Below are 20,816 nucleotides of genomic sequence, written 5' to 3'. Positions count from 1 at the left end.
ATCTGCGAGTAGACCGGGGTTACGGCCAACCCAATTTAGTTACACAGACCACAGTAGCGAAAATTAACGTTTTTGCCACCATCATTGTGTGATCTTCACCCCAATCATGGGAATCCTCGGTAACCACCACCTTGCTGTTAGTTGCTAAATTCCGCCGTTAACGAGCACAATTAGGGCGTGAATTTGCGCATTGGAAACTATGACCTCTCCTCCCCCGTCATCCTCGCCCCCATGGCGGGGGTAACCAACGTCGCCTTCCGCACGTTGTGCCGGGAGCAGGAGCTGGCCCGCACCGGGACGGTATCGGGCTTGTATGTCTGCGAGATGGTCACCGCCCGCGCCCTGGTGGAGCGCAACGAGAAAACCATGCACATGACCACCTTTGCCCCGGATGAAGATCCGCGTTCCCTGCAGATTTATACGGTGGACCCGGAATACACCTATAAGGCCGCCAAGATCATCGTGGATGAGAACTTGGCCGATCATATCGACATGAATTTCGGTTGCCCCGTCCCCAAGGTGACCAGGCGTGGCGGCGGCTCTGCTCTGCCCTATAAGCGCCGCCTGTTTGGCAATATCGTCTCTGCCGCCGTCAAGGCCACCGAGGGCACGAATATCCCCGTCACGGTGAAGATGCGCGTGGGCATCGACGACGAGCACCACACGCACCTCGATGCCGGGCGGATCGCCGTGGATTCCGGCGCCGCCGCCGTGACCTTGCACGGGCGCACGGCCGCGCAGCGCTATTCCGGCGATGCCCGGTGGGATGAGATCGCCCGGCTCAAGGAGCACCTGGCGGATACCGGCGTTCCGGTATTGGGCAATGGCGATATTTTCCGCGCCGATGATGCCCGCCGCATGATGGAGGCCACGGGCTGCGATGGCGTGCAGGTCGGCCGCGGTTGCCTGGGCCGGCCGTGGCTCTTCGCGGAGCTGGGCGCTGCCCTGCGCGGCGAGTCCATCCCCGCCGAGCCCACCTTGGGCGAGGTCACCCAGGTCATCCTCCGCCACGCAGAGCTACTCGCTCAGCACGAGGGCGAGGATCACGCATCCAGGGACATCCGCAAGCACATTGGCTGGTACCTGCGCGGCTTCCCCGTCGGCGGGCAGGTCCGCGCCGGCTTGGCCAAGGTGGATTCCTTAGAGAGCCTGCGCGAATTGCTGGAGCCCTGGGCGGATTCTGATGCTTTGGCTGCCGATGCCGATGGTGCGCGCGGGCGCCAGGGCTCGCCCTCCCAGGTCGCGCTTCCCGATGGCTGGCTTGATGACCCCGAGGACGAATTCGTTCCGGTTGGCGCCGATATTTATAACTCCGGCGGCTAAACCCACACTGGTGTGACTCAGCAAGCATTTGCGCGGTTTGTGAGCTATCATTTCCTGCATGCGTACTGCCTACCGTGAGCATCTGGACAACTTCTCGCACGACCTCATCGTCATGTGCGATACCGTCCGCACCATCATGGATAAGGCCTCCCAGGCGCTGCTCGATCGCGCCCTGGAACCCGCGGAGGAAGCGCTTAGCCTCACCGAAGAACTCGATGAGATTCGCTCGCGCTGCTCCGAACGCGCGGTAAAGCTCCTGGCGTTGGAAAATCCCATGGCCCAGGATCTGCGCCAGGTGGTATCTTCCATTTACATCGTCGAAGACCTCTTCCGCATGGGACAGCTTGCCCAGCACATTGCCGATGCCGCGCGCCGCCGCCACCCAGAGGCCGTCGTGCCCGCTGAATACCTCGGGTTCATGGAAGAAATGTTCCGCCTGACCCAGGAAATGGGTTCGGTGGTGCACGATATTTTGGTCACCCCGGATGCCGAGCTCTCCGTTAACCTGCGTTCCGATGATGATGCCGTGGACGATATTAACCACCACCTGCTGCGCATCCTCACCCAGCGCGAATGGGAAGGGACGGTGCGCCAGGCCGTAGAGACAGCGCAGATTACCCGCTACTACGAGCGCTACGCCGATCACTGCGTTTCCGTGGCTGGGCGCATCATTTACTTCGCCACCGGCCTATTGCCGGAAGAGTTTGAAAGAAAACTCCAAGAGGATCAAAAGGACGCCGAGTTCGAGGCCCGCATGAGCGAACTGGAACGCCAATTCCGCCGCTAGGACCATAGACCTAAAACTGCCACAAGGGCGGTACCTCCCTGCGCTGGAGGTACCGCCCTTGTCGGACAATCAGGGGCTACGTATTAGCCGAAGCGGCCGGAAATGTAGTCTTCGGTCTCCTTCTGGGAGGGGTTCTCAAAGATGCGGGTGGTTTCATCGAATTCCACGAGGTGTCCCGGCTTGCCGGTAGCTTCTAGGGAGAAGAAGCCGGTCTTATCGGACACGCGGGCGGCCTGCTGCATGTTGTGGGTGACGATGACGATGGTGAAGTTTTCCTTCAGCTCGTGGATGAGATCCTCCACGGCCAGGGTGGAAATCGGGTCCAGTGCGGAGCAGGGCTCGTCCATCAGCAGAACTTCTGGCTCCACGGCAATCGCGCGGGCGATGCACAGGCGCTGCTGCTGACCACCGGACAGGCCGCCGCCTGGCTTATCCAGGCGGTCCTTGACCTCGTCCCAAAGGTTAGCGCCGCGCAGGGACTGTTCGGCAACTTCCTTGAGCTTCTTCTTATTCTTCTCACCAGACAGCTTCAGGCCGGCAACCACGTTATCCTCGATGGACATGGTGGGAAATGGGTTGGCCTTCTGGAAGACCATGCCGATGGTATTGCGCACGGATACCGGGTCCACCTTGGGGCCATAAATATTAGTGCCATCGAGCAGGATCTCGCCCTTGACGGATGCGCCAGGGATGACCTCGTGCATCCGGTTCAAGGTGCGCAGTACGGTGGACTTACCGCAGCCGGAGGGGCCGATGAAGGCGGTCACGGCCTGCGCCGGGATCTGCATATTTACGTTCTGCACGGCGTGGAAATCGCCGTAGAAAATATCGACGTCATTGAGCTCGAGCTTAGACATTGTGGAGGTTTCTCCTCTTAAGGGGTGTATAAGTGGCGGAATCGAGTGCGGCTATTTCTTGACCGAGAACTTCGCGGAAATTACGCGCGCCGCGATATTGAGGATGGCGATGAGGATAACCAGCGTCAGCGCTGCGCCCCACAGCTTATCCAGCACGGCAGGCTGCGCGCCGGCCTTGTACATATCAAGCATCATCAGCGGCAGCGAAGACTGCGAGCCCTTAAACGCGTCCCAGTTGATGACCGAGGAGGAACCAACCAAGACCAGCACTGGGGAAGATTCACCCATCACGCGGGCAATGGCCAGCATGATGCCGGTCACGATGCCGGACAGGGCGGTAGGCAGCACGATGCGTGCGATGGTCTTCCACTTGGGCACGCCGAGGGCATAGGAGGCCTCGCGCAGGTCCATCGGAACCACGCGCAGCATCTCTTCGGTATTGCGTACCACGATGGGAATCATCAACAGGACCAAGGACAGTGCGACGGCAAAGCCGGAGCGGCCAAAGCCAAAGAGCGTGATCCACATGGCAAAGATAAACAGCGCCGCGACGATGGAGGGCACACCGGACAGGATGTCCACCATGAAGGTGGTGGTGCGGCCCAGCCAGCCACCCTTGGAGTATTCCACCAGGTAGATGGCGGTAAAGATGCCGATCGGGATGGATAAGATGGATGCTAGGGCGGTCTGGACAAAGGTACCGACGATGGCGTGGGCGGCACCACCGCCTTCGGCGCTATTCATCACGCCGCGCTGGGACAGCGTCCACCAGTCAGCGGAGAAAATCACGCCGCTACCGCGCGAGATCAGCTCCCAGAGGACCCAGATCAAAGGGACCATCGCCAAGGCCATAGCGGCCCATACAACGACGGTGGCAATACTATTGGCCGCCTTGCGGGAACCGGAGATTTCCAGGAAGGTTGCCCCACCAGCGGAGGCAGGCTTGTTATTTGTCGTAGTAGTCATTGTTGTCCTTCCTTACTTGCTCTTCACGATGGCGCGGGCAATGGCGTTGACCACGAACGTCAGCAAGAACAGCATCAAACCGGCAGCGATATACGCACCGGCGCGCGTCTCGTTACCGAACTCGGCAGCGGCGAGGGCGATGGCCGTGGCGAAGGTAGTACCGCCATCGAAAAGCGAGAAGCGGAAGTCCACCAGCGGCGAGACCACCATGTACAGCGCCATGGTCTCACCCAAAGCGCGGCCCAAGCCGAGCATGGAGCCAGCAACGTAGCCGGACATGCCAAAGGGCAGGACGGTCATGCGGATGACTTCCCAGCGTGTTGCGCCCAGCGCCAGAGCGGATTCGATCTGGCCCGGAGGGGTCTGCACGAAGACCTCGCGGGCGGTGGCGGCGATAATCGGCAGGATCATCACGGCGAGCACGATGCCACCGGTAAAGAGGTTGCGGCCGGTAGCAAAGGCGGGCGAATTATCGTAATGGGTAAACAGAAAGAACCCGCCGGCCCAGGATTCCAACCAGGTGTAGAAGCCGGACAGGGCCGGACCGAGGACCTGCCAACCCCACAGGCCGTAGACGATGGACGGCACGGCGGCCAGCATGTCCACCAAGAAACCCAGCGGCTTAACCAGGCGTGCCGGGGCGTAGTTGGACAAGAAGATGGCAATCGCAAGCGCCACTGGCATGGCCAGGATCAGGGCGAAGACCGAGATGAGGACGGTGGTGCCGAACATGGTCGGGATACCGAACTTCATCGCGGAGGTATCGGTGGTCTCCCACCGCTCACCGTGGGTGAAAAAGCCCAGCAGGCCATTCTCGTTCACGCTGAGCGCCGGCACGGCGCGCCAGATGAGGAAGGCAGCAATCGCCGCGATCATCACGGTAATCAGCGTGGCAGAGGCCGTGGAGAGGAATTCGAAAATGCGGTCACCGGGGCGCTTGACGGAGCTACCGGAGCTGGAGGTAGCCAAGTCATTCTCGTTATCGCCACGGGTATGAGGCTGTTCAACGCCAGAGACGGGAAGGGTCTCCGAGGTCGATGCCTTGGTGAGATTATTGTCTGCCATGAGACGTACTAATCCTTATTTAAAGTGGAACAAAGGGTCATGCGTTACATGCCTGCGCCCCCAAAGCGCGTCTCGAGGGCGGCAGTGGGGGCGGGCGGAGCGTTATTTCGCGAGGTAAAGCGCAGTTTACGCCTTACTGCAGTGCGTCAACGGCGCTCTTCAGGCGGTCAAGGTGGTCACCCTTAACTGGGATGAAGCCCTGCTCTGCCAACTGGTCATCCTGGTGGTCCAGAACGTCGTTGAAGAAGGTCTTGACCAGTTCAGCGGTCTCGTCATCGTAGCCAGCGGAGCAGACGATGTTGTAGGTGGTCAGGATGAGCGGGTATGCACCCTCTGCATCGGAAGCGAAGAGGGCCTTGGAGTCAACGACCATGTCGTTCTCGGAAGCGGTGTCCTTGAACTCCAGGTTCTCCAGGGCTTTGTTGACGGTATCGTCATTCAGCTCAACCGGGCCGTTGCCAAAGTCGATCTTGGCCTTCTTGACGCCGTCAGCTTCCTTCTGGTCAGCGAAGCCAGCCTCGACGTAGGTGATAGCACCCTCGATGTTGGCTACCTGGTCAGCAACGCCGGAGGAGCCGTTTGCACCCTCACCAACGGAGTCTGGGAACTGCTTGCCTTCGCCGTCCCAGTTGCCGGTGGAAGCGGTCAAGAACTTCTGGAAGTTATCGGAGGTACCGGACTCGTCAGAACGGAAGATGACGTGGATGTCGGTGTCCGGCAGGTCTGCGCCCTCGTTATCAGCGGCAATGGCCTCGTCGTTCCACTTCTTGATCTCGCCCTTGAATATCTTGGCAATGGTATCGGTGGAGAGGTTGATCTCCTGGTCGCCCAGGTTATAAGCGATGGCAACTGGGCCGATGGTGGAAGGCAGGTGCCATGCGTCGTTGCCGTCGCAACGCTCCTTGGCAGCCTCAATCTGGCCGTCGTCTTCCTTCAGCGGGGAGTCAGAACCAGCGAAGTCTGCCTGGCCGTTCAGGAATGCCTCAACACCCTTACCGGAGCCGGAAGCGGTGTAGGACAGGTTTGCGTCTGGGTTGTCCTCTGCGAAGACGGTGCCGAAGTAGGACATTGCGTTCTGCTGGGAGGATGCGCCCTCACCAACAAGCTCGCCAGCGACGCCGCTGCCCTCGGAGGATCCCGAGGAATCAGAGGAAGAGGAGGTGTCCTCAGAGCACGCTACGAGAGCGGTAGAGGTAGCGGCCACGAGGCCGAAGATAGCGGCAGAGCGCTTGAAGTTGCGAATCACGGGAAAACCCTTTCCGGTGCAGATCAGAGATTGATTGTCCGAGGAAACCGCATCCCCATAAAGAGGAACCCACATCCCACGTCCGCTTTTCGGCAGCGGGGTGCAGGTGCGCAGGCGCGGCTTTCTCACAATCAGTAAAGCTAACCGGCGGAATTAACCAGCAGGGTGACGTGAGGTAAACACTTAATGAACATGCCAAGAAGTTGACATGACCTTAATCGCACTAGCCCCAGACAACGTGCTCTTCATCAACGGAAAAGCCCAGCCGCTTGTAGGCCTTCAGCGCCGGTTCATTATCCGCTTCCACGTACAAAATAACCCGCTGAGCTCCCTTTTCTACCATGCGGCGCAGGCCAATCTGTAGCAATGGACCGCCCAATTTTTGGCCGCGATACGCCTCTGCAAGGCCCACCACGTAGACCTCACCAAAGCCGGAATCTTCTTCCTCGTGCCACTTGGTCCAGTGGAAACCAGCCAGGGTCGGGTGCCCCTGCTCCTTCTCATCCCAGAAGAACAAGACGTCCTTAGGATCGAACCATTCGGCTTCCATGCCGCGGTGCAGGCGCTCTAAATCCCAGCCGCCTTGTTCTGGGTGCCAATTAAAGGCCTCGTTATTTACGCGCAGCCACTCCTTTTCCACGATGTCCTTGCCCCACTTGTCCACCGCCTCGCTGTAATTGGCGGCTTGTAGCGGAAGCTCGCCTACGTGGGCTGCGCTATCCAGATCACTGCCCTCGATGCCCATGACCACGAGGGTGCGGGTGACCTTCAGGTCGCGGGAATTAGCCAAGGCCTGAGCGGGCTTGCCGTTGCCATGCGCCCAAGTCTCGAGGTTGGTGGTGGCGTTAGCGGTGGCATCGTAAAGCGCGGTGCCATAGCCCTTGCCGCGATAGTCTGGGGCGATAAAAAGCTCCGCGGTGGAATCCTCGCGGCTGGATACGCCAATGGGCTCGCCGTCCAGCCAGGCCACCAAGTGCTTGTGATGCAGGCGCTCATCGCGCAGGCCATTGAGGAATTGCTCCGACAGCGGGGCGATGCCGTCGGTCTTTTCAGCGTGCGCTGCTAGTTCTTCCAGGGTGCCCGCCAGCTCTGGGGAGGCGGGGAGGTTTTCTTCGGTGATATTCATGGTGCCCATAATACGTAGGCTAAATTTGAAGGCGTGAGTGTAGTCAAAGTCGACCGGCGCATTGTGCACGTCCTCATCGTGGTGGGCGTGGTCATTGCCGCATGGGTGGCCGATGCCTGCGTGGCCATGCATTCTGAACACAAGATTGCCCAGGAGGTTAAGGAGAACTCCAGGCTGGAAAACTCGCCCCAGGTGTATATCGGCGGCACCCCGTACCTGTTGGCGGCAGGCTCCAAGGAAATTCCTTATCTGCAGGTCAAGGCGCTCGATGTGGAGGTTCCCAAGCTGGGCATGGTCAATGCCTCGACCGTGCTGCGCGATATTACCGTCACCCCTGAGCAGGTAGTAAGCGGCGATATTGAAGGCGCACCCGTATCCACGTATTCGCGCGGAATTTCCCTCGACGGCGTGGCGTTAGGCCGCCTTTTGGGCATTACCGATCTCTCCATTGCTAACCCGGATGATATTTCTCCCTCCGGCGGCGTTTCTGCCGAGGCGGAGCTTACCGGCACCCTGCCCGGGGACAAAGAAAAGTCCACCGCCATGGTCACGCTGCGGCTAGTGGGCCCAGAGTTTCGCATGGAGGTCTACGGAACCGATGATCCGCGCCTCAAGGAGGCGTTTTCCCTCAACTTCGATACACGCGAGCTCCCGCTGCCGGCGCAGGCCACCATGGTAAGGCTGCAGGGCGGCACCATTTACTTTGAGGTCCAGCGCCGCAATATCAAGGTCCAGATGGCCCAGCTATCCCCGCTGGAAATCGAGGGATCTGAGCAACGAGCCGTGGAAGAGGCCGAAAAGAAGGCGGCCGATACCGCCAATAAGGTAGGCCCCGCACCGAAAGAGGGTGAATCCTAGCGGAGGCGAATAAAGTCCCGCAGCACTTCCTGCACGGAGCGCTGGGCCACCTGCCGCCTGTCTTGCGGGGCGTAGACCTCGATGGCATCGGCCACAGAGGTCAGCGTCACGTGGCGGAAGGTCCCCTCGGATTCGCCATCGGCTTGGAAGCGCTGCGGGGTGTGGCAATCGAGCTCAACGCGCTTGGCGTCATCAAAGCCCAGGGTCTTTTCCTTCACCAGCCGCTTGAGCCAGCCGTGCTTATCGGCGCCAAAGAGGTGCAGCAGGCCGATGACCCCACGCACACCGCTGAGTTTTTCCAGACCGAAAAGGGCCAGGCCCTCATCGAAAGAATTGCGCGGGTTGGTCACGACCGGCAAGGGCCCCAAGAAGGTCCAGGGGTTGGTATTAGAGGTAAATAGGAGCGGGAAGTCCTTCTTATGGAGCGTCTGCCCCAAGCGCGATTCCGCGTGCACCGTAATCTGCGGCGGGTTGCGGCGCGCGCGTAGCCAGGCCCGAATGGCCACGTTCAAGTAGCGCAGCGGCGTGGCGGAAAAGCCTTGTTCGCGGGCGCGGTCCACGCGTGCGAGGACGTCCGCATCCATGCCAAAGCCGGCGTTGACGGCAAACCAGCGTTCGTTCCAAGTGCCCAGGTAAATGGTGCGGCGCAGATCGCGCTCGAGCATGCGGGCCAGAACGTGGGTGGCCTCAACCGGCGTATTGGGAAAGCCGAGGGCGCGGACGAAGACGTTCGCGGATCCGGTGGGAATGACGGCGAGCGCCGGCACCTCGTTTGGGCTGGGGATATCTTCATCGGCCGGTCCCAGCAGGCCGTTGACAATCTCATTGACGGTGCCATCGCCGCCCACGGCAATGATGACATCATAATCATCCCTGGTAAGCCCCCGAACGATGTCTTCTGCATGCCCGGGGTAATGGGTGAATTTGACCAATAGGTGCATGCCTTCTACGGCCCGCAGGGCGGGCACGATTTGGCGAAAGAGCCCGTTGGATTGCGAGGTCGAATTGGGATTGGAAATCATCAGCGCATGCACAACGGACCAGTCTAGTAGTTAAAGCGGCCCCGGCACGACTAGGCTGGACGCCCATGAGCGAAAATACCGAGAACACCAATACCCCGAACGTCGAGACCGCCGCCGCGTCCCACCCGGAAAACACCTCCGGCGCGCTCAATGGCAATGACGCGGTCGACCAAGCCGCCGAGCAGTGGAAGGACGCGGCCAGCCACAATATCCCCGCCATTGAGCTTGGCGATGTCCCTGTTCCCGCCGATACCGCCAACCTGCGCCAGGGGCCGTCGCTACACGATGGCCTGCTGGGGCTCCTCCCCCTCGTAGGCGTCTGGCAGGGCGAGGGCCAGGCCCACGACACCGATGGCAGCGAATACACCTTTGGCCAGCAGCTGGTCGTCGCCCACGACGGCGAGAATTACCTGACCTTTAGCTCGCGCACCTGGAAGATCGATACCGAAGGCAAGCCGCAGGGCCCGTCTACCCGCGAGACCGGTTTCTGGCGCATCTCCGCCAAGGATGAAATCGAGGTCACCTATACCTCTTCTACCGGCATCGTGGAAATCTTCTACGGCGAGCCCTTCAACGAGCGCGCTTGGCAGCTCGAATCCGCCTCCACCATGGTCACCGAGACCGGCCCGAAGAACTTGGGCCCCGGCAAGCGCATGTACGGTCTCATGCCCAATAACAACCTGGGCTGGGTAGATGAGCGCATGGTCGATGGCGAAATGCGCCCCTACATGTCCGCCGAGCTCACCCGCATCGCCGGCTAGAGCCGGCTAAGACTGGCTAGGCCCCTAGCGCGGCATCGATAAGCCCCCGGATTTCTTCCTCGTTATCCGGGGCTTTTAACGTTTTTTCATTCAGCTTGGTCACCCGCACCGCCACGCGCACGGACGAGACCAGCCACACCGAATCGGACTTTTCTAAGTACTCCACCGTCAGCGGCTTGGCCTTGCAGCGGTAGCCGCGGTCCTGGGCATAGTCAAAGAGCGCTGCCTGCGTGGTACCGGGCAAAATGCCGCGCCCGGCGGCGGTGCGCAGCTTCTTTCCCCGCACCGCCACCACGGTAGAGGTAGCGCCCTCTAAGATTTCGCCGCTATCTGGATCCGTGAGGATGAGATCGTCGTAGCCCTTGTCCTTGGCCATGCGCAGCATCGCCATCGTCGCGGCGTAGTTGAGTGTCTTGGCCGGTAGCTCTTCGGCCACGTGCCACAAGCGCGGGCTCGTCAGGACGGTAACGCCGGTGGTGCGTTGGCGAAGCGGGGCATCGCCAAGCGGCTGCACCGTCACCCACGCGGTGGGCACGCCGGTCGAGGCGCGGCCGCGGGTGTAGGTCCAGGTGCATTTGGCATCGGGATGATCGGCATCGGTACCGCAATAATCCGCGATCGCCAGCCGGGTCGCCTCCTCCCACTTGTGCATCGGCGGTTCCGGCAAATCGAGCGCCCGCGCCGAATCGCGAAAGCGCTGGGCGTGGCGGGCGAGATTGGCCGCCTTGCCGCCGCGGACCAGAAGCGATTCAAAGATGCCATCGCCGCGGGTCACGGCGGCATCATCGGCATAAACCAGCGGCAGGGAGGGCGAATGTTTGCGCACCGACCCACCAAAGGGTTCCACGACGTAGATGACCGGCTCTTTTCGCGGGGAGGGTTTCATAGAAATGATTATGCCCTACCATCGGTAGATGTGAGTTATTCTTCGCCACTTCTTCAACGCGCCGGTGCCGCCGAGCACCAGGACGCGACTGTACTCGATGCCCAAGGTGTGGCCTGGCACTATGGCAATCCCCTCGGGGAACAGCGTGCGGCCGAGACCGGGACCATCGCCATCGACCGCTCGCAACGCCGCGTGCTGCGCGTCAGCGGTGCGGATGCGCCGGGGTTTCTTAATAACCTGCTCACGCAGAAGCTTGACGATGCCCCCTCCGGCTTCTCCGCCGGCGCCCTCGACCTAGATATCCAGGGCCATATTTTGCACCACATGGATATCACCCGCGCAGGCGAGGACTTCTACCTCGATCTGCCCGCCGCGCAGTTCGAATCCGCCCAGGACTTTTTGACCAAAATGGTCTTTTGGTCCGAGGTCACGGTCGAGGAAGCCGATATCGCCATAGTGACGTTGCTGGGTGAAGCCGATATTCCTACCCCACCCACCGTGGTTTTTTCCCGCGAGGTGCAATGGCCGGGAATCAAGCGCGTTGACCTCGCCGTTCCGCGCGAAAAGTTCGTGGAATCCATGGCCGCCCTGGAGGCCGAGGGCGCGCGGCTGGCCGGGCTCATGGCCTTTACTGCTGAGCGCGTGCGCGCCCGCGAGCCGGAGCTTGCCGCCGATTTGGATAAGAAATCCATCCCGCACGAGGTTCCGCAGTGGATTAGCCGCAGCGATGCCGATCCCGCCCACGTGCACCTGAATAAGGGCTGCTATCGCGGCCAAGAAACCGTGGCGCGCGTGGAGAACCTGGGCCGCTCTCCCCGCCTCTTGGTGCTCCTCCACTTGGACGGATCCGCGCCGGAGCGGCCGAATGTGGGCGATGACATTTCATTTAATGGACGTAAGGTAGGTCGCATCGGCACCATCGTGGATGACTGCGATTTCGGCCCCATCGCCTTAGGCTTGGTGAAGCGCTCTGCGCTGGATGCAGGCACATTGGATATCGGCGATACCGCGGCATCGATTGATGCGTCCTCCATCCCCGAAGATGAGGGCCCAAAGGCCGGGCGCGAGGCGGTAAACCGGCTGCGCGGGCGGTAGATTTTCCACTCATCGGGGGGCCGGTGCGGAATTTTTTCGTCACACGCGCTATTGTGTCTTACAGGAAGATACACAATTGACAAGCCGATGGGGCGCCCAAGAATCCCTGGAGCGCCCTACTAGCCCAAGGGGGTCATGCACATGGGACGCGGACGCGCTAAGGCAAAGCAGACCAAAGTTGCACGCCAGCTCAAGTACAACTCACCCGAGATGGATATCGAGTCCCTTCAGCGGGAACTCGCTGCTCAGCAGGAGGGTGACTCCCACGACTACGAAGAGGATGATGATCCCTACGCCGAGTATGTCGACGAATGGGATGAGGACAACGACGACGAGCGCTAATCTTCCGCTCGCCGGATAAATCCACAAAAGGCCTTAGGTTATTGACCTAAGGCCTTCCTCTTGTACCTAGAAGTTTGAGTGCTCGCCGTGCATGATAACGCGCGGTTCTTCGCCGTCCGCCTCGCGGACGCTGCCTAGCTCCCACGCATCGATGTGGCGGGCGGTGAGCATGGCCAAGGCGCGGTCGCGGTCCTCCGGGTTGACGACGGCAATCATGCCCACGCCCATGTTGAAGGTCTTTTCCATCTCCGCCAGTTCGACCTTGCCCATGGAGGAGATGAGCTTGAAGATTTGGCCCGGATTCCACGTGGAGCGGTTAACCTCGGCGCTCAGGCCCTCTGGGATGACGCGCTCCAGGTTGCCGGCTAGCCCGCCGCCGGTGACGTGGCAGAAGGTGGATACGGAGCATTCCTGTGCCAACGCCAGGCATTCCTTGGCGTAGATGCGGGTGGGTTCCAAGAGCTCCTCGCCTAGCGGGCGGCCGAGCTCTTCCACATAACCATCTAGCGGCATGCCCGCCTGCTCCAGCAGGACGTGGCGCGCGAGCGAGTACCCGTTGGAGTGCAGCCCGGACGAGCCCATAGCGATGAGCACATCGCCCTCGCGCACGTTGTCTGGGCCCAACACGCCATCGGCCTCGACCACGCCAACGGCGGTGGCGGAGACATCGTATTCGTTCTCCCCCATCATGCCTGGGTGTTCGGCCGTCTCGCCGCCAAGCAGCGCAGCGCCTGCCTGCACGCAGCCCTCGGCAATGCCCTTGACTACCTCGGCCACCTTTTCCGGCACGACCTTGCCCACGGCGATGTAGTCCTGCAGGAATAGCGGCTCGGCGCCGCAGACGACTAGGTCATCGACGCACATGGCCACCAGATCGATGCCGATGGTGTCGTGCTTATCCATGGCCTGTGCCACGGCCAGCTTGGTGCCCACGCCATCGGAGCCGGCGGCGAGGATGGGCTCCTTGTAATCGCCCAGTTTGAATAGCCCCGCAAAACCGCCGAGGCCGCCCATAACCTCCGGGCGGGTGGCGCGCTTGGCGTGTGGGGCAAATAGGCTGACCGCGCGGTCGCCCTCTTCGATATTGACGCCGGCTGCGGCGTAGGTGTTGTCACTCATGTTTGTAGAAGTCCTTAGAAAGTTTTAGTGGGTTCCGAGCAGGGTGCGCACGGCATCGGCATTGGGGTTTCCGGCGGGAAGGCCAAGGGGGTATTCGCCGGAGAAGCAGGCGGTGCACAGCTCGGAGCGAGGCTGCTCGGTGGCGGCGACCATTTCATCGATGGAGACAAAGCCCAAAGAATCAGCGCCGATGGTCTCGCAGATGGTGGAGCAAATCTCGTCCGGATCATCGGACGGGCTGGCGTTGGCAATGAGCTCGCCGGGCGAGGCAAAGTCGATGCCATAAAAACACGGCCACTTTACCGGCGGGGAGGCGATGCGCACGTGGACCTCGGCGGCGCCGGCCTCGCGCAACATGCGGATGAGCGCGTGCTGGGTATTGCCGCGCACGATGGAATCATCCACCACGACGAGCTTTTTACCATCGATGACCTCGCGCAGCGGGTTGAGCTTTAACCGGATGCCCAGCTGGCGCAGGGTCTGCGTGGGCTGAATAAAGGTGCGGCCCACATACGCGTTTTTCACCAATCCGTGGGCGAAGGTGAGGCCGGATTCGCGGGCGTAGCCCACCGCGGCTGGGTTGCCGGATTCTGGCACGGGGATGACCAGGTCTGCATCCTCAACCGGGTATTCGCGAGCTAGGCGGCGGCCGATCTCCACGCGGGAGGCATTGACGGAGCGGCCCTTGATATCGCTATCCGGGCGGGCCAGGTAGACGTATTCAAAAACGCAGCCGCTGCGCTTGGCGGGCGCGAAGTTTTCAGAGCGGATGCCGGCCTCATCGATGGCGACGAGCTCGCCCGGCTCGATCTCGCGAATAAATTGCGCGCCGCAGATATCCAGCGCGCAGGTTTCGGAGGCAACGACCCAGCCCTTGGCCAGCCGGCCCAGCACCAGCGGGCGCACGCCCTGCGGGTCGCGCGCAGCGTACATGGTGTGGCCATCGGTAAAGGTCAAGCAGAATGCGCCCTTGACCCGCGGTAGGAGCTCGCGGGCGGAGTCGAAGACGGAGGTGGTCTCATCGACGCCATCGGCAAGCAGCATGGACAAGCACATCGAGTCAGAAACCGACTCCTCGTGCGGCTTAATCAGGCCGCGCTCGACGGCCTCTGCGCGCAGCTCGAGGTAATTGACCAGGTTGCCGTTGTGGCCCAGGGCAATGTCCACGCCCGTAGAGGAGGTGGAAAACATCGGCTGCACGTTGGACCATTCCTTGCCGCCGGCCGTGGAATAGCGCGTGTGGCCCACCGCCACGTTGCCGGTTAAGGCAGAAAGGGTCGATTCATCGAAAATATTGGCCACCAGGCCCATGTCTTTAAAGACGACGATGCGGTCATCATCGCCCACCGCGATTCCGGCGGCTTCTTGGCCGCGGTGCTGGAGAGCAAAAAGGCCAAAGTAGGTAAGTTTGGAGACTTCCTCCCCGGGAGCCCAGACGCCAAAGACGCCACACTCTTCGCGGGGTTCCTCCTCGTTATGATCGTCAAGGTCAGTGATACTAGGAGTATGTACTTCTACCACGGCGTTTATATTAGCGCGTTGGGCCGTCGAAAACTAACGGAATGATGGGAAGCCACTGTGCAATCTCCCCTGAACGCGACCCGGAAGCATCGACGCGACCTGTGTTTTTAACCTCGTCCCAGTCCGTGACACCGGTGGCCAAACGCAGCCAGGTCTCCGCATCCATTTCCACCACATTGGGTGGGGTGCCGCGCGTGTGGCGGGGGCCTTCAATGCACTGCACCGCAACAAATGGGGGTACGCGCAGCTCCACCGAGTGCCCCGGCGCGTCGGCCTCGAGGGTGCGGGCGGTGCGACGGACGGCATCGGCAAGCAGGGCCCTGCCTGGCTTTTGTTGCCCGTCCGGGTCCTGAATCCAATCCTTGATGGCGATTATGGCCGCGCGCGTGGCGGCGGGATCTACGGGTTTAGGCATAGCCACAGCATAGCTACTGTTATCTTATTGTTTATGTCACCTACTGACGCTGCTGCGGAAACCCAGAAGTCCCCTACCCTGACGCTGCGCTTTATGGCATCGCCAACCGATGTCACCATGGCCGGCGCCCCCGGCATCAATGGCGGGCGCGTGCTGGAATGGATCGATAAGGCCGCCTACGCCTGCGCCGTGCAGTGGTCCGGGCAGTACTGCGTGACCGCCTATGTGGGCCATATCCACTTCACCCGGCCCATTCCCTCCGGGCACATCGTGGAGGTGCGCTCGCGCATCGCGATGACCGGCCGGTCTTCCATGCACATCATCAACGAGGTGCTGTCTGCCGATCCCCGCGAGGGAATTTTCACCCGCGCCTGCGATTGCCTGGTCATCTTCGTGGCCAAGGATCCCGAAAGCGATAAGACCACCCCGGTTCCCACCTTCGTGCCGGATACCGATGAGCACCTGCGCGTGGCCGAGGCCGCGAAATCCCGCATCGAGCTGCGCAAGGCCATCGAGCTGGAGATGGACAAGCAAACCTACGATGGGCCTTCCGATGCCCCACGGATGGTCAACCGCTTTTTGGCCAAGCCCACCGACGTCAACTGGGGCGGCAAGGTGCACGGCGGCACCGCGATGCAGTGGATCGATGAGGCCGGCACCGCCTGCACCATGGAGTGGTCCGGTGAGCGCACCGTGGCCGTCTATGCCGGCGGCATCCGCTTTTATAAGCCCATTTCCATCGGCGATCTCATTGAGGTCGATGCCCGCATGATGCGCACGGACCGCCGCTCCATGCAGATGTCCATCCACGTCCGCTCCGGCGATCCCCGCGGCGGCCGCGAAAACCTCAACACCGCCATCCACGCCACCGTGGCCTATATTGGCCTGGACCGCGACGGGCAGCCGCTAACCGCGCGCACCTTTACCCCACAAACGGAAGAAGATATCCGCCTGGCCGAGCACGCCAATATCTTGCGCGAGCTGCGCGGCGAATATTCCCCCAAGCCGCTCATCGTGGCGCCGCACTACCAACACGTGGATTAAATTTTCAGCACATTTTCTTGTACGCGGCGCTTGTGCCCTAGCGTGGTATTAAATAGGTAACAGAAACCACGCTAGAGAAACGAGTTGACATGTCTAACCCACGCCTGCGCCGCAGGGTGCAATACTCCGCCGCATTAGTTGCCTCCGTGCTGCTGCTGGCCTCCTGCCAGAACCCGGCCAACCAGGAGGATTCCTCCTCCACGGGAGCCAGCGAGACCAACGCTGGTAGCAGCAGTAGCGCTACCAGTGAAACCGGCGAAACCAGCGCTGGTAGCAGCAGCAGTACTACCAGTGAGACCAGCGAGTCCAGCGAGCCCAGCAGCGAAACCAGCTCTTCCAAGTCCTCCTCCGAGTCTTCTTCCGCGTCCTCTAAGTCCAGCACCACCAGCGCATCCTCCTCCAAGGAGCCGCAGGCCGCAGTGGACCCGGCCTCCATCGAGGGCCACATCGTGGTGCTTTCTACCGGCGGCACCATCGCCAGCACCCGCAATGACAAGGGCGAGATTGCACCCACCCTTACCGGCGATGACCTCGTAAAACCGCTCTATGACACCTTTGATAAGGACAAGCTGGAGCTCGAGGTCAAAGACATTGCTAACTTAGATTCCCCCGAGATGACCTTGGCCGATACCGATACCATTATCAGCGCCGTCAGCGAGGAAATTAAGCGCAAGGACGTCGATGGCGTGATTGTCACCCACGGCACCGACACCATCGAAGAAACCGCGATTGCGCTCGATACCTTCCACGATAGCGACAAGCCCGTGGTGCTCACCGGCGCGATGCATCCCTCCGATGACCCGGATGCGGATGGCCCGGATAACCTCACCGCCGCAGTGGAGGCCATCGCCAATCCCGAGAACCAGGGCAAGGGAACCTTCATCGCCTTTGGGGATAAGGTCCTGCCCGCCCGTGGGGCATATATGGCCGATACCACCAAACCAAATGGCTTTGCCACCAATAGCGAGAAGGACTTCCCGGAGCGCCCAGCCCCGCTGAAGTACGCTCCGCTTGGCGATGCCCGCGTAGACATTATCGCCGCCTACCCCGGCGCGTCTGGCGATCTCATCGAGCGCGCCGTAGCCGGTGGCGCCCAGGGCATCGTTATCGAGGGCATGGGCACCGGAAATATCAGCGCCTCCCTCGCCGCCGCCGCGAAGGAGGCCGCCAAGACGATGCCGGTCGTGCTCACCACCCGTGTGGACCAAGGCCCCGTGAAGGGCATTTACGGTGGCGGTGCCGCGCTTGCCGATGCCGGCGTCATCTCCGCCGGACCCCTCCGCGCGCCCCAGGCCCGCATGCTTGTCGCCGCCGCCGTGGCCACCGACTCGGATGTGCGGGCGCTCTTCCCCGCTGCGGAATAAGGCCGTATCTTTTAGCGCAACGCTAGAAAAAGAGAGCCTTGCTGAAATTTTGACCTAGTTTCGCGTTCTTTGATCTAGGTCAAAGATCCTTTCTGCCTGCCTCCGTACATTCAAAAGTGTAAGGAACACAGCACGAAAAGTACCGGATACGGTGCAGAAAGGTTTAGTCATCATGGCTAATGCAACCCAATTTAAAAACACGACCCTGCGTTCTGATGAGTTTAGCTGCCCCAGCTGCATCGCCAGGATCGAGACCAAACTCAATGGTTTGGACGGCGTGGAATCCGCAGAAGTGAAGTTCTCCTCCGGCCGCATCATGGTCAAGCACGACCCCGATGCAGTCTCGGTCCGCGATCTCGTTTCGTACGTTGCTGACGTTGGCTATACGGCAAAGCCGTCTGCCATCTAGTCCTGGCTTCGCTGCCAAGCAGAAAGGAACGCAGCCAATGTTTAAGACGAAAACCTGGGGCGTGGTCATAGTCTCTGGACTTTTGATCTTCCTCTCGTGGATTATTCCCTCTGAGATCGACGCGGTAGGAGCGCTCAGCTTAGCCGATGTCTTCATGCTCACGGCAGCGGTCATCGCCGGGTGGCAGATCGCTATCTCGGCAGTGCAAGCCCTGCGCATCAAGATGGTGTCCATAGATTTATTGGTCATCATCGCCGCCGTGGGTGCCGCTTTTATTCAGAACTATTGGGAATCAGCCGCGGTCACCTTCCTCTTCGCGCTGGGTAAGGCGCTAGAGAAGGCCACGATGAATCGCACCCGCAAGGCGCTATCGGATCTGGTGGATTCTGCCCCAGAGATCGCTAAGGTACTGCGCGAGGGCGAAGAAGAGACCGTGGAACTGTGGGAGGTAGAACCTGGCGATACCGTCATCGTGCGCAATGGCGAACAGATTCCCGTCGATGGAACGGTTATCTCCGGCCACGGCGGGGTCGATGAAGCCACCATTACCGGCGAATCCGTGCCGGCGGAAAAGGCGCAAGACTCCGAGGTCTTCGCCGGTACTTGGTTGCGGTCTGGTCTGCTGCGAGTTACCGCGGAAGGCATTGGCGCGGATTCCACCCTGGCAAAGATCATCCACCGCGTGGAGGACGCCCAAGACGATAAGGCGCGCACTCAATCCTTCCTAGAGCGCTTCTCCCAGTACTACACCCCGGCGGTTATAGCCTTTGCTGTCCTCATCGGACTCATCAGCAGCGATATTGAGCTAGCCTTGACCCTACTAGTCATCGCTTGCCCCGGTGCGCTGGTCATTTCGATCCCCGTCTCCATCGTGGCCGGTATCGGCCGGTCTGCCAAGGACGGCGTGCTGATCAAGGGCGGCGACTACCTAGAGACTTCTGCCCAGATCGATGCCCTCGTGGTGGACAAGACCGGTACCTTAACTAAGGGGCGCCCTGCGCTTACCGATGTCACTGTGCTCAACCACTCCTACACCGAAGAGCAAGTCCTTCGCTTGGCGGCGCGCGCCGAAACCGCCTCTGAGCACCCCTTGGCTGAGGCCATAATCACCGGCGCTAAGGACAGGGATTTGGAGGTGGAACCGGTAGAAAGCGCCAACCCCGTAACGGGTAAGGGCATTACCGCAAACATCGACAAGCACACCATTGTGGTGGGGGCGGCAGAACTCCTCGACACCACGCCTGCCCCCGGCGCGGAGGATGACGTAGTCCAACGCTTCAATGAAGAGGGCAAGACCGCCATGTACGTCGGCATGGATGGTACAGCCATCGGTGTGGTGGCCGTGGCCGATACCATCCGCGATGATGCCCCCGCAGCCGTTCGAGCGCTGCACGATAATGACATAAAAATCGTCATGGCCACTGGTGATGCCTACCCCGTGGCAAAAAGCGTAGCGAAAGAGCTCGGTGTGGATGAGGTGCGAGCGCAATTGTTGCCGGAGGACAAGCTGGACATCGTCAAGCAGCTACAAGGCGAGGGCTACACGGTGGCCATGATGGGCGACGGCGTCAATGACACCCCGGCGCTTGCGCAGGCCGATATCGGCGTAGCGATGGGCGCGGCTGGTCCTCCAGCTGCCATCGAAACCGCGGATATTGCGCTGATGGCCGATGCGCTTCCCCGCCTGCCCTATGCACTGAACCTAGCCCAGCGCACGGTGCGCACCATGCGGATAAATATTGCCATCGCACTGATTACCGTGGCCATCTTGCTTGCCGGCGTCTTCTTAGGCGGGGTCACGATGTCCATCGGCATGCTTGTCCACGAAGCCAGCGTGCTGTTGGTTATCGCCATCGCGATGCTGCTGCTACGCCCCCGCAAGCTTGAGTAGCGCCTCATAATCCAGCACCACAATCCACTCCCGGCCCGAATCAATGAGAGATTGTTTCTTCATCTTGGTCAGCGCCCGGGACGTGGATTCCACCGTTGTCCCTGCCAAGCCCGCTAGGTCTTCGCGGCGCAGGCGCACCTGCAAAAGCCGCGAACCATCGCTACGCTGCTGGCCCAATTTTTCATCCAAATGAATAAGTGCCCCCGCCACTCGAGCCTGTACCGTCTGTGCGCTTTGGGACAGCGAAAGCTGGCGGGAGAGGGCCAATTTTTCCTCTTGCAGCTGCATGATGGCCAGGGAAATCGCCGGATACTTGTGCACGACCGCGCTTAAAGCATCCCCGGGTAGGTGCAGCGCACACGTGGTCTCCATGGCCCAGGCGGATTCTTCCGCGACCGGCTCGAGCAAAGAACCAATAATATCACCGGGCACCGCAATATCCACGGTAGCGGTCTTGCCATCGCCCACAGCGCGCTCAATGCGCACCCTGCCTGCGACCAAGATATAGCACCCGGTATTTTTCTGCCCCGCCAGGACCAGCGGATCGCCTTTAGCCCACGACCACGCGCGCAAATATGTATCCAAGTCCGCGTGCTGTTCTTCTTCCAGCATTCCTGTCAGGCGCGACTGAGCTAACGCACGCAGCCGGACATCGCGCGGACAGCGATGCGGCTCGGCGCAGTTCGTGCGCACCGGGTGATCGCTTGGTCTGGTCATGG

General features: G+C 60.9%; 21 protein-coding genes. 10 read left to right on the top strand and 11 right to left on the bottom strand.

What is annotated here, in order from left to right; genetic code table 11:
• Nucleotides 1-177: 177 nt before the first annotated feature.
• Nucleotides 178-1,323: a tRNA dihydrouridine synthase DusB gene (gene dusB / locus ACP8KU_RS01980; protein ID WP_284622957.1), complete on the top strand. Its 1,146-nt coding sequence runs from the start codon at nt 178-180 to the stop codon at nt 1,321-1,323.
• A 58-nt stretch (nt 1,324-1,381) separates the two neighbouring features.
• A complete protein-coding gene (phoU, locus tag ACP8KU_RS01975; RefSeq protein WP_005279628.1) occupies nt 1,382-2,110 on the top strand; it encodes a phosphate signaling complex protein PhoU in 729 nt (242 codons plus the stop codon).
• 83 nt (nt 2,111-2,193) lie between these two features.
• Here phoU and pstB read toward each other — a convergent pair whose 3' ends face one another.
• The 5 genes from pstB to mshD all read right to left on the bottom strand — a co-directional run bounded on the left by pstB (nt 2,194) and on the right by mshD (nt 7,370).
• On the bottom strand, nt 2,194-2,967 hold the full coding sequence (pstB, locus tag ACP8KU_RS01970) for a phosphate ABC transporter ATP-binding protein PstB (RefSeq protein ID WP_005279626.1): 774 nt from the start codon (nt 2,965-2,967) through the stop codon (nt 2,194-2,196).
• A gap of 51 nt (nt 2,968-3,018) precedes the next feature.
• Entirely contained in the window at nt 3,019-3,933 is a 915-nt protein-coding gene (gene pstA, locus ACP8KU_RS01965) for a phosphate ABC transporter permease PstA (RefSeq protein WP_005279624.1), read from the bottom strand.
• 12 nt (nt 3,934-3,945) lie between these two features.
• Complete coding sequence (gene pstC / locus ACP8KU_RS01960; RefSeq protein WP_023017909.1) at nt 3,946-4,998, bottom strand: phosphate ABC transporter permease subunit PstC; 1,053 nt, start codon at nt 4,996-4,998, stop codon at nt 3,946-3,948.
• 133 nt (nt 4,999-5,131) lie between these two features.
• Nucleotides 5,132-6,244, bottom strand: coding sequence for a phosphate ABC transporter substrate-binding protein PstS (pstS, locus tag ACP8KU_RS01955; RefSeq protein ID WP_023029517.1), 1,113 nt, complete (start codon nt 6,242-6,244; stop codon nt 5,132-5,134).
• Nucleotides 6,245-6,467: 223 nt separating this feature from the next.
• On the bottom strand, nt 6,468-7,370 hold the full coding sequence (gene mshD, locus ACP8KU_RS01950; RefSeq protein WP_484483900.1) for a mycothiol synthase: 903 nt from the start codon (nt 7,368-7,370) through the stop codon (nt 6,468-6,470).
• A 33-nt stretch (nt 7,371-7,403) separates the two neighbouring features.
• On the opposite strand from mshD, the gene ACP8KU_RS01945 reads away from it, so the two are divergent.
• Nucleotides 7,404-8,228, top strand: a complete 825-nt coding sequence (locus tag ACP8KU_RS01945) for an LmeA family phospholipid-binding protein (protein WP_023017912.1) — start codon at nt 7,404-7,406, stop codon at nt 8,226-8,228.
• Here the strand turns inward: ACP8KU_RS01945 and ACP8KU_RS01940 are convergent.
• Nucleotides 8,225-9,262, bottom strand: a complete 1,038-nt coding sequence (locus tag ACP8KU_RS01940) for a diacylglycerol/lipid kinase family protein (RefSeq protein WP_156905115.1) — start codon at nt 9,260-9,262, stop codon at nt 8,225-8,227. The genes ACP8KU_RS01945 and ACP8KU_RS01940 overlap by 4 nt on opposite strands.
• A gap of 53 nt (nt 9,263-9,315) precedes the next feature.
• Here ACP8KU_RS01940 and ACP8KU_RS01935 point away from each other — a divergent pair, with 53 nt between their 5' ends.
• Complete coding sequence (locus tag ACP8KU_RS01935) at nt 9,316-10,011, top strand: heme-binding beta-barrel domain-containing protein (protein ID WP_484483899.1); 696 nt, start codon at nt 9,316-9,318, stop codon at nt 10,009-10,011.
• 16 nt (nt 10,012-10,027) lie between these two features.
• Here ACP8KU_RS01935 and ACP8KU_RS01930 read toward each other — a convergent pair whose 3' ends face one another.
• Nucleotides 10,028-10,897 carry an aminodeoxychorismate lyase gene (locus ACP8KU_RS01930; protein ID WP_284640726.1) on the bottom strand — a complete coding sequence of 290 codons (870 nt, stop codon included), beginning with the start codon at nt 10,895-10,897 and terminating at the stop codon, nt 10,028-10,030.
• Nucleotides 10,898-10,927: 30 nt separating this feature from the next.
• Between ACP8KU_RS01930 and ygfZ the strand changes: the two genes are divergently transcribed.
• Nucleotides 10,928-11,992 (top strand): CAF17-like 4Fe-4S cluster assembly/insertion protein YgfZ, encoded by a 1,065-nt coding sequence (gene ygfZ / locus ACP8KU_RS01925; RefSeq protein ID WP_474899649.1) that lies wholly within the window; start codon nt 10,928-10,930, stop codon nt 11,990-11,992.
• Nucleotides 11,993-12,133: 141 nt separating this feature from the next.
• The gene (locus ACP8KU_RS01920) at nt 12,134-12,334 is read left to right on the top strand and encodes a DUF3073 domain-containing protein (protein ID WP_484483898.1); all 201 of its coding nucleotides are present in this window, start codon (nt 12,134-12,136) and stop codon (nt 12,332-12,334) included.
• A gap of 66 nt (nt 12,335-12,400) precedes the next feature.
• On the opposite strand, the gene purM is transcribed toward ACP8KU_RS01920, so the two are convergent.
• Genes purM through ACP8KU_RS01905 form a run of 3 tightly spaced genes read right to left on the bottom strand, consistent with a single transcriptional unit; the run spans nt 12,401 to nt 15,389 of the window.
• Complete coding sequence (purM, locus tag ACP8KU_RS01915; RefSeq protein WP_005284632.1) at nt 12,401-13,453, bottom strand: phosphoribosylformylglycinamidine cyclo-ligase; 1,053 nt, start codon at nt 13,451-13,453, stop codon at nt 12,401-12,403.
• A 24-nt stretch (nt 13,454-13,477) separates the two neighbouring features.
• Complete coding sequence (purF, locus tag ACP8KU_RS01910) at nt 13,478-14,974, bottom strand: amidophosphoribosyltransferase (RefSeq protein WP_278723181.1); 1,497 nt, start codon at nt 14,972-14,974, stop codon at nt 13,478-13,480.
• 10 nt (nt 14,975-14,984) lie between these two features.
• Complete coding sequence (locus ACP8KU_RS01905; RefSeq protein WP_023029522.1) at nt 14,985-15,389, bottom strand: sterol carrier family protein; 405 nt, start codon at nt 15,387-15,389, stop codon at nt 14,985-14,987.
• 33 nt (nt 15,390-15,422) lie between these two features.
• On the opposite strand from ACP8KU_RS01905, the gene ACP8KU_RS01900 reads away from it, so the two are divergent.
• The 4 genes from ACP8KU_RS01900 (at nt 15,423) to ACP8KU_RS01885 (ending at nt 20,097) form a co-directional block, all read left to right on the top strand.
• On the top strand, nt 15,423-16,433 hold the full coding sequence (locus ACP8KU_RS01900; RefSeq protein ID WP_237792329.1) for an acyl-CoA thioesterase: 1,011 nt from the start codon (nt 15,423-15,425) through the stop codon (nt 16,431-16,433).
• An 89-nt stretch (nt 16,434-16,522) separates the two neighbouring features.
• Complete coding sequence (locus ACP8KU_RS01895; protein ID WP_484483897.1) at nt 16,523-17,797, top strand: asparaginase; 1,275 nt, start codon at nt 16,523-16,525, stop codon at nt 17,795-17,797.
• A gap of 172 nt (nt 17,798-17,969) precedes the next feature.
• On the top strand, nt 17,970-18,206 hold the full coding sequence (locus tag ACP8KU_RS01890; protein ID WP_284632053.1) for a heavy-metal-associated domain-containing protein: 237 nt from the start codon (nt 17,970-17,972) through the stop codon (nt 18,204-18,206).
• Nucleotides 18,207-18,243: 37 nt separating this feature from the next.
• On the top strand, nt 18,244-20,097 hold the full coding sequence (locus ACP8KU_RS01885) for a heavy metal translocating P-type ATPase (RefSeq protein WP_484483896.1): 1,854 nt from the start codon (nt 18,244-18,246) through the stop codon (nt 20,095-20,097).
• On the opposite strand, the gene ACP8KU_RS01880 is transcribed toward ACP8KU_RS01885, so the two are convergent.
• Nucleotides 20,074-20,814: a Crp/Fnr family transcriptional regulator gene (locus tag ACP8KU_RS01880; RefSeq protein WP_284632050.1), complete on the bottom strand. Its 741-nt coding sequence runs from the start codon at nt 20,812-20,814 to the stop codon at nt 20,074-20,076. The genes ACP8KU_RS01885 and ACP8KU_RS01880 overlap by 24 nt on opposite strands.
• Between the last annotated feature and the right edge of the window lie 2 nt (nt 20,815-20,816).

It is taken from the genome of Corynebacterium sp. LaCa_282, assembly GCF_057198125.1.
Note: the sequence above shows the minus strand (reverse complement) of the source record. Positions and strands in the feature narration are given on the sequence as shown.